At 35.9% G+C, this 6,482-nt stretch carries 6 protein-coding genes and 2 rRNA genes; 7 read left to right on the top strand and 1 reads right to left on the bottom strand.

Annotated elements, in window-relative coordinates; translation table 11 throughout:
* The 7 genes from B8955_RS05575 to B8955_RS05545 form a co-directional block, all read left to right on the top strand.
* A 23S ribosomal RNA gene (locus B8955_RS05575) occupies positions 1-138 on the top strand; the annotation flags it as partial.
* Between the two features lie 84 nt (positions 139-222).
* Positions 223-338 (top strand): 5S ribosomal RNA (gene rrf / locus B8955_RS05570).
* Between the two features lie 114 nt (positions 339-452).
* A complete protein-coding gene (locus B8955_RS05565) occupies positions 453-818 on the top strand; it encodes a DUF6568 family protein (RefSeq protein WP_084099249.1) in 366 nt (121 codons plus the stop codon).
* A 55-nt stretch (positions 819-873) separates the two neighbouring features.
* Complete coding sequence (locus tag B8955_RS05560) at positions 874-1,500, top strand: carbonic anhydrase (protein ID WP_084099248.1); 627 nt, start codon at positions 874-876, stop codon at positions 1,498-1,500.
* 23 nt (positions 1,501-1,523) lie between these two features.
* Positions 1,524-2,357, top strand: coding sequence for a hypothetical protein (locus B8955_RS05555; RefSeq protein ID WP_084099247.1), 834 nt, complete (start codon positions 1,524-1,526; stop codon positions 2,355-2,357).
* A gap of 216 nt (positions 2,358-2,573) precedes the next feature.
* A complete protein-coding gene (locus tag B8955_RS05550) occupies positions 2,574-4,325 on the top strand; it encodes a DUF975 family protein (protein ID WP_159444440.1) in 1,752 nt (583 codons plus the stop codon).
* Between the two features lie 50 nt (positions 4,326-4,375).
* Entirely contained in the window at positions 4,376-4,522 is a 147-nt protein-coding gene (locus tag B8955_RS05545) for a YvrJ family protein (RefSeq protein ID WP_084099245.1), read from the top strand.
* Positions 4,523-4,565: 43 nt separating this feature from the next.
* On the opposite strand, the gene uvrC is transcribed toward B8955_RS05545, so the two are convergent.
* Positions 4,566-6,374: an excinuclease ABC subunit UvrC gene (uvrC, locus tag B8955_RS05540; protein WP_084099244.1), complete on the bottom strand. Its 1,809-nt coding sequence runs from the start codon at positions 6,372-6,374 to the stop codon at positions 4,566-4,568.
* Positions 6,375-6,482: the final 108 nt, after the last annotated feature.

Below are 6,482 nucleotides of genomic sequence, written 5' to 3'. Positions count from 1 at the left end.
GAAACCTTCCTCAAGATGAGATTTCCCATATCTATAAGATAGTAAGACTCCTGAGAGATGATCAGGTTGATAGGCTGGAAGTGGAAGTGCAGCAATGTACGGAGCGGACCAGTACTAATGAGTCGAGGACTTATCCAAAGAAGGTAAGTTGTATGATATGGTTAAAGGGGAAACTTGTAGTATTCAGTTTTGAGCGAATAATGCTCAATATAATATGAATTGTGCGGTGACGATGGCAAGAAGGTCACACCTGTTCCCATCTCGAACACAGTAGTTAAGCTTCTTAGCGCCGAATGTAGTTGGGGGTTTCCCCCTGTGAGACTAGGACGTCGCCGTGCAATGATAGAGACCAGAATGATTTCTGGTCTTTTTTATGTTTATAAACAAAAAATTTCAAATAATGGTCATTATAAGCTAAACTATAACGTACAAGTATCAAGGAGGAATTGAATATGGCTTATACAATGGAAGAATTTAAGGAAAAAGTATCACAATTAAAGCAAGTAACTCCTGAAGAGGTTAATGAATTTAAAAATTCAGAAGATAAACATTTAGTGTTTATTGGTAGACCGACTTGTGGCTTTTGTCGTGCTTTTTTACCTAAGCTATTATCAGTAGCAAGTGTCTTAAACGAAGAGTTATACTTTTTAGATTCAACTGAAACAGCGACTGATGATACGTTATCCGCATTAAGAGATGAGGTTGGAGCAGCTACTGTTCCAAGTTTAGTTTATTTTGGTGGGGATTCAGCTTATAACAATCTTCATGCTGACTCAGCTATGAGTGAAGAAGAAATCACTAAAATTATCGAAGAGTAAGACAGATTTCCTTTAGTTATGCTATACTTGCTGTTAGCAAAAGGAGGAAGTAAACTTGGATGATTTTAAAGCCCGTTATCAAGAATTTTTGACACATGATTATCAACCCAAAAAAGAGAAGTATGCAAAGTTAAAAGATGCTCAACATCCTCATACTTTGTTCATTACTTGCTCAGATTCTCGTGTCGTGCCAGAACGATTGTTAAATGCAAACCCTGGCGAAATTTTTGAAATGCGGAATATTGGAAATATTGTGCCAGAAATGAGCCGAGTAGATAAAGGGTATGGACTAGCAACTATGGCGGCGATTGAATTTGCTGTTAAGGAATTGCAAGTTAAATATATTATAGTGTGTGGACATAGTAATTGTGGTGGGTGTAAAAATGCTTTGACGCCTACTGAGGCTCTAGATACTATGCCATCAGTTAAAAATTGGCTTGCTCAACTGATGCCTTTGAGTATCCAAGTTAAAATGGAAAGACAAAATGATTCGCTAGGTAAACAAGAAGAAGCATTGGAAAAACTGAATGTTAAAACGCAGTATTACCATTTATTAAATATTCCGGTTGTTGCTGAAAGTATTGGTAACGGAGAATTGTCTGTCCATGGCTGGTATTACGAAGTTGGTAATGGAAAACTTTCAGCTTACGATCAAGATGAAGATGCGTTTCTTGCGTTATAAAATAAAAGAATGAGGGGATTTAAATGACAACTATTTCGGTACTTAGTGTACGTTTTATGTTTTCGAAAAAGGATAAAACGACTATTTACCCAATGCTTGAAAAGGTGGTTGATGTTTTAAATCCTCTTTTTTCACGGCAAATAAAAACTTCAGTTGAAGTTAATCCGTTTAATCAAGCTGAATGGCAGTGGGTATTTACAAATCCATCTTCTGCATGGTTATATTATCGGCTATTAGCACAATTCATCTATCCAGTTAATTGTTACGCCGCAATTGGGGTAGCCAAACAAAATGAGGATGTTTTATTTTATGAGCAAGCGATGGAATATAGTCGAAATGCTCTTGATCAAAGTTTATCATTTGATTACCCTATAGCACTTTATCATGCAAATTATTTAGAAGATGGTATTACTAATATGCTGTTGCAGCAATGGGCGCAGCTAAAGCACCAGCAAGCGCCTGTGCAATCAGTTGTGCAGTTTTTATATGAATTACAGCTACCGATATATATGCTAGAGAAATTGCAACCTCGTCCTTGGCCTAGACAGCAAATACAAGAGATATTTATGCTAAAAGGAACGTTGTTCGATCAAATTAAAAAACTGAATGGTATCAATACTATCGATTTTTCAACTGCTAAGACTGAGAATTGGTTAGAACTGGTGCAAAATATTCAAGTTGACAAAGTTTATTTTAGTGGTTTATATCAAAAAGGTTATGCGACTAAAATTGCACAGATGTTGGGAATGACACGACAAAATATTGATTATCATCTTCAACATGGAGAGATTGCGACAGAGCGACATCTGGCGGCTGCTATCGCGATACAGTTAGATCGTGAATGGCATATGATGTAAAAAAAGGAATGGACTTTCAAAGGATGTTAATATGACTTTCTTTGAAAGTCTTTTTTTATAAAATTACAACTAGAGACTGAGAACAAATGGTAAAAATCTTTTTAAGATAGTATATGAAAAGAAATGACAGCAAGAAAATTTATATATCTTTCTGTTTTTTAACTATTTATAAATTGTGTATAATGGAGTTAGGATAGACTAGAAATGGAGGCTATTATGAAACATAAATTAAGTGTTAGTAATAAGTTAATTCGTAAAGAGTCCGGGAAAATTCTTGAAGGAAATATTTGGTCATATATTGGAGCCTGGATATTACTTTCAATTATTTCTGGAATTTTTGGTGGTGGAGGAACCACTTTATTTAGTACGACAGACGGGCAAAACGGAGAAATAGCTGTCACCATTATGAGTATCGTTAGTATTGTGTTACAAGTAATGTTTACTTTTGGCATTATTTGGGGAACGATTCATATGGTGGATCATCAAAAATTTAGTTTTAAGAAATTGTTTAAACCATGGACACAAAGAGGATTCCGTAATTTTGGGATCGGAATCATCTACCAATTATTTTTTGGTTTTTTAATTGCTTTAGCAATGATAATTGTAGCTGCTTTATTCTGGGGAACATTTGTCACTTTATTTAATTCTGTTGGTTCACTTAATAATGTCGGTTCTTTAGTTAATCAAATTGGTGAAGTAGATCTTGGTTCTTCTATAGCATTTTTAGCAGTTGTTACCTCGTCTATCATTATTGGCTTAATTAGCCTGTTTTTCTATTATCGCTGGGTATTTGTTCATTATATCCCTTACGACAATAATCAAACAGGAGTTTTTAAAGCCTTTAGTGTTAGCAGCACTATGATGAAAGGAAATAAATTTAAATTATTCCGTATTCATTTTTACTACGGATTTTTAATGTTTCTATTCTATGCCTTAGTTGGTATTGTCATTTTCTTGAGTGGTTATTTAGTGGATGCACCAGTGATTCCAGCTATTTTAGGGGTAATCATGGGAGTTGCAGCGCTTATTGTATCTATCATTTTGACGTTGCGGTCACGTACAGCAACTGCTCTATTTTATCGGCTAATTACTGATGAATATGGAGAAATTTATGACGAAAAATATCCATTTTTAGATATGGCTCCAGCTAAAGAAGAACCAGAATATCACTCTGAACCTCGTCCAGAATTTGCTGCTGCAACAACAGCAATCACTCCTGGATCTCATGTTCAGACTGAACCAGCAGCTAATTATGATGAAAATGAAGAAGATCAATCCGCTCATACCAGTCATCAACCAATTAGCGATGAAGAAATAGCAACTAATGATGACATGCATTCTGATGATACGATGGTTTATCCAGAAAATAAGGAAACGATAGCTGATGATAGTTTTGAAGAGGACTCTTCACCAGTATACTCTGCTTATGATCCGATGAGCACAGTTTCTGATGATAATCAAGATGAGGAGATTGCAGCTGATGGTGAAGTGGTTGACGATATTGAATCTTCTAAAAAAGAAACCCAATCTAATCCTGACTTCGAAGCTTATGAGGATACGAATGTAGCAGATGAAACAGAGAGTGATAATGAGGAATTTGTGAATTTAGCGCATAATGAAACCGGAATTTCAGACGCCTCCTTAGATGATACAGAGTCTTTTACAAGTGATCAGGTAGAAGAAGATGAAGTGCTTGATGAGAAGGATGATGAAAATCCGTCTAAAGGGATTGAACCGTCAGCGGATCAAATGAACTTAGCTCATGAAAAAACAGGCGTTAATACCACACCTGACACGGATGAAACTCCAGAAGAAGAAAAAGTTCCGTATAGTATTATGGGCTACAATACGCCAAAACGAACGAAATTTAATGAAGTAGAAAATGAAAAAGATGTTTTATATGCTGCTGAAAAAGCACAAACAGATGATGCGACAGGTGTGTCATTTGATGAAGAGGATGATAAATAATTGCTTGACGATTCCCCTTAACAATCGTTTCTAGTTATGGGGTGAATCAAATGGATTTAACATATGATGCGATGATGCAATTGATTGGCAATGTAGGATTTCCGATTTTTGTCAGTTTGTACTTAATGATTCGAACTGAGAAAAAGTTAGATGCCTTAATTGCTGCAGTTGAATCATTAAATCAAGAAACCCACTAATAAAAGGCGTTACTGCATGTATTAAGCAGTAACGCCTTTTTTATTAATCTCCTTTTTGATAAGGGTTATCTTTTTGACCGTCCCAGGCCGTTTTATGAATTTCAATCGCGACTTTTTCAGGAATTCCAAGGGATTGAATTTCACTAACGCCTCCTTCACGAATCGCTTTTAATGTTTTAAAATGACGCATCACTTTGGTACGGGTTTTAGGACCAACCCCTGGAATATCATCAAGTTTAGAAGTGAACGAATGTTTACTGCGAACTTTACGATGGAAGGTAATGGCAAAACGGTGAACTTCTTCTTGAATACGTTGGAGCAGATGAAAAGCGGGACTCGTCGGTTCAAGAGGAACAATATCTAAGTTATCACCGAAAATTAAGTTGGCAGTTTTATGTTTGTCATCTTTAACCATTCCTGCTACCGGAATAGCAATATTTAATTCATCTTCTAAGACTTCCTTTGCGGCATTAACTTCTATTGCGCCACCATCCATTAAAATAAGGTTTGGCAAGGCACCACCTTCACGTAGAATACGGCCATATCGTCTTCTAATGACTTCCTGAGTTGTTAAGTATTCATTACTTCCTTTGACAGTTTTAATATGATATTTTCGATACAATTTTTTATTGGGTTTGCCATCCTCGTAGACCACCATCGCAGAAACGGGATGTGTTCCTTGAATATTTGAATGGTCAAAACTTTCAATACGTTTTAAATAGTCTAAGTTTAATGCTTCGCTTAGCGTTTTAACAGCACCTACTGTTTGCTGTTCTTTCATTTCGAGTAGGCGAAATTTTTCATCGTGGGCAATACGCGCATTACGTTTTGCCATATCTAGCATCTTACGTTTATCGCCACGTTTTGGTGTAGCAACTGAAACATCTAAAGATTCCGCAATTAGCTCGTTATCTAGTTTAGCTGGAACAAGGATTTCTTTTGGTAATGTGTGATTTTTTTGTTTATAAAATTGCACAATATAAGAAGTTAATTCTTCTTCCGGCGCATCAAAACATGGGAATAACGCGGAATCGCGTTTAATAATTGAAAATTGGCGAAGCATAAAGACTTGGATACTAATCCATCCTTTGTCCATATAAAAGGCGAAAACATCGCGGTTATTATATTGCTTACTCATAATATTTTGAGGCTCAACAGTTTCTTCAATATAAGAAATTTGATCACGATATTCAGCTGCACGTTCATAATTTAAATTCTCAGCAGCTTCGGCCATTTTAGCTTTTAAGTCATTCTTAATCGTTTTGACGTCACCATTTAAAAAGCGACGTATCCGTTTAATTTGGGCAGCATATTCCTCCTTAGAGACGTGATGATCGCAGCACCCAATACATTGACCAATATGGTAATAGAAACACGCTCTTTTTTCATTTTTAGAACATTTTCGTAGAGGATACGTTTTTTGTAATAAGTCTCGTGTACCGGTCGCTGCATGAACGTTTGGATAAGGACCGAAATAATACCCGCCATCATTTTTGACATCAGAAGTAATAATGAGTTGTGGGTCTTCTTCATTCGTGATTTTTAAATAGGGATACATGGTCCCATGTTTCAATTTGATGTTGTAATGGGGTTGATGTTTCTGTATCAAGTTAATTTCTAATAGCAGACTCTCTTTATTGGTCTTAGTAACGATATAGTCATAGTCCGCAATTTCACTAACTAATTGAGCCGTTTTACCAGTATGTGAACTTTTGAAATAAGAACGGACCCGATTTTTAAGATTCTTAGCTTTGCCAATATAAATAATTTGATTTTGTTTATTTTTCATTATGTAACAGCCGGGTAGGTCAGGTAATAACTTTAATTTATTTTCAATGTGTTCACTTGCCATATTCTGCCTCCCTTTCTTCAATAGTCATGACAATATGATTAGTATAGCACTTAATGGATAGGTAGTTGAAGGATTCCGGTTAACAGTTACCAATTATTGGAGTGGGTA

The sequence above is a fragment of the Aerococcus suis genome, from assembly GCF_900176325.1.
GTDB classification, from domain to species: Bacteria; Bacillota; Bacilli; order Lactobacillales; family Aerococcaceae; genus Aerococcus; species Aerococcus suis.
The sequence above is the reverse complement of the archived record's forward strand: the minus strand, read 5'-3'. Positions and strand labels throughout refer to the sequence as shown.

Excerpts from the sequence above, each read along its gene's own strand:
- B8955_RS05565 (WP_084099249.1), top strand. The coding sequence starts at position 453 with ATGGCTTATACAATGGAAGAATTTAAGGAAAAAGTATCACAATTAAAG.
- B8955_RS05555 (WP_084099247.1), top strand. The coding sequence starts at position 1,524 with ATGACAACTATTTCGGTACTTAGTGTACGTTTTATGTTTTCGAAAAAG.
- B8955_RS05550 (WP_159444440.1), top strand. The coding sequence starts at position 2,574 with ATGAAACATAAATTAAGTGTTAGTAATAAGTTAATTCGTAAAGAGTCC.
- B8955_RS05545 (WP_084099245.1), top strand. The coding sequence starts at position 4,376 with ATGGATTTAACATATGATGCGATGATGCAATTGATTGGCAATGTAGGA.
- uvrC (WP_084099244.1), bottom strand. The coding sequence starts at position 6,374 with ATGGCAAGTGAACACATTGAAAATAAATTAAAGTTATTACCTGACCTA.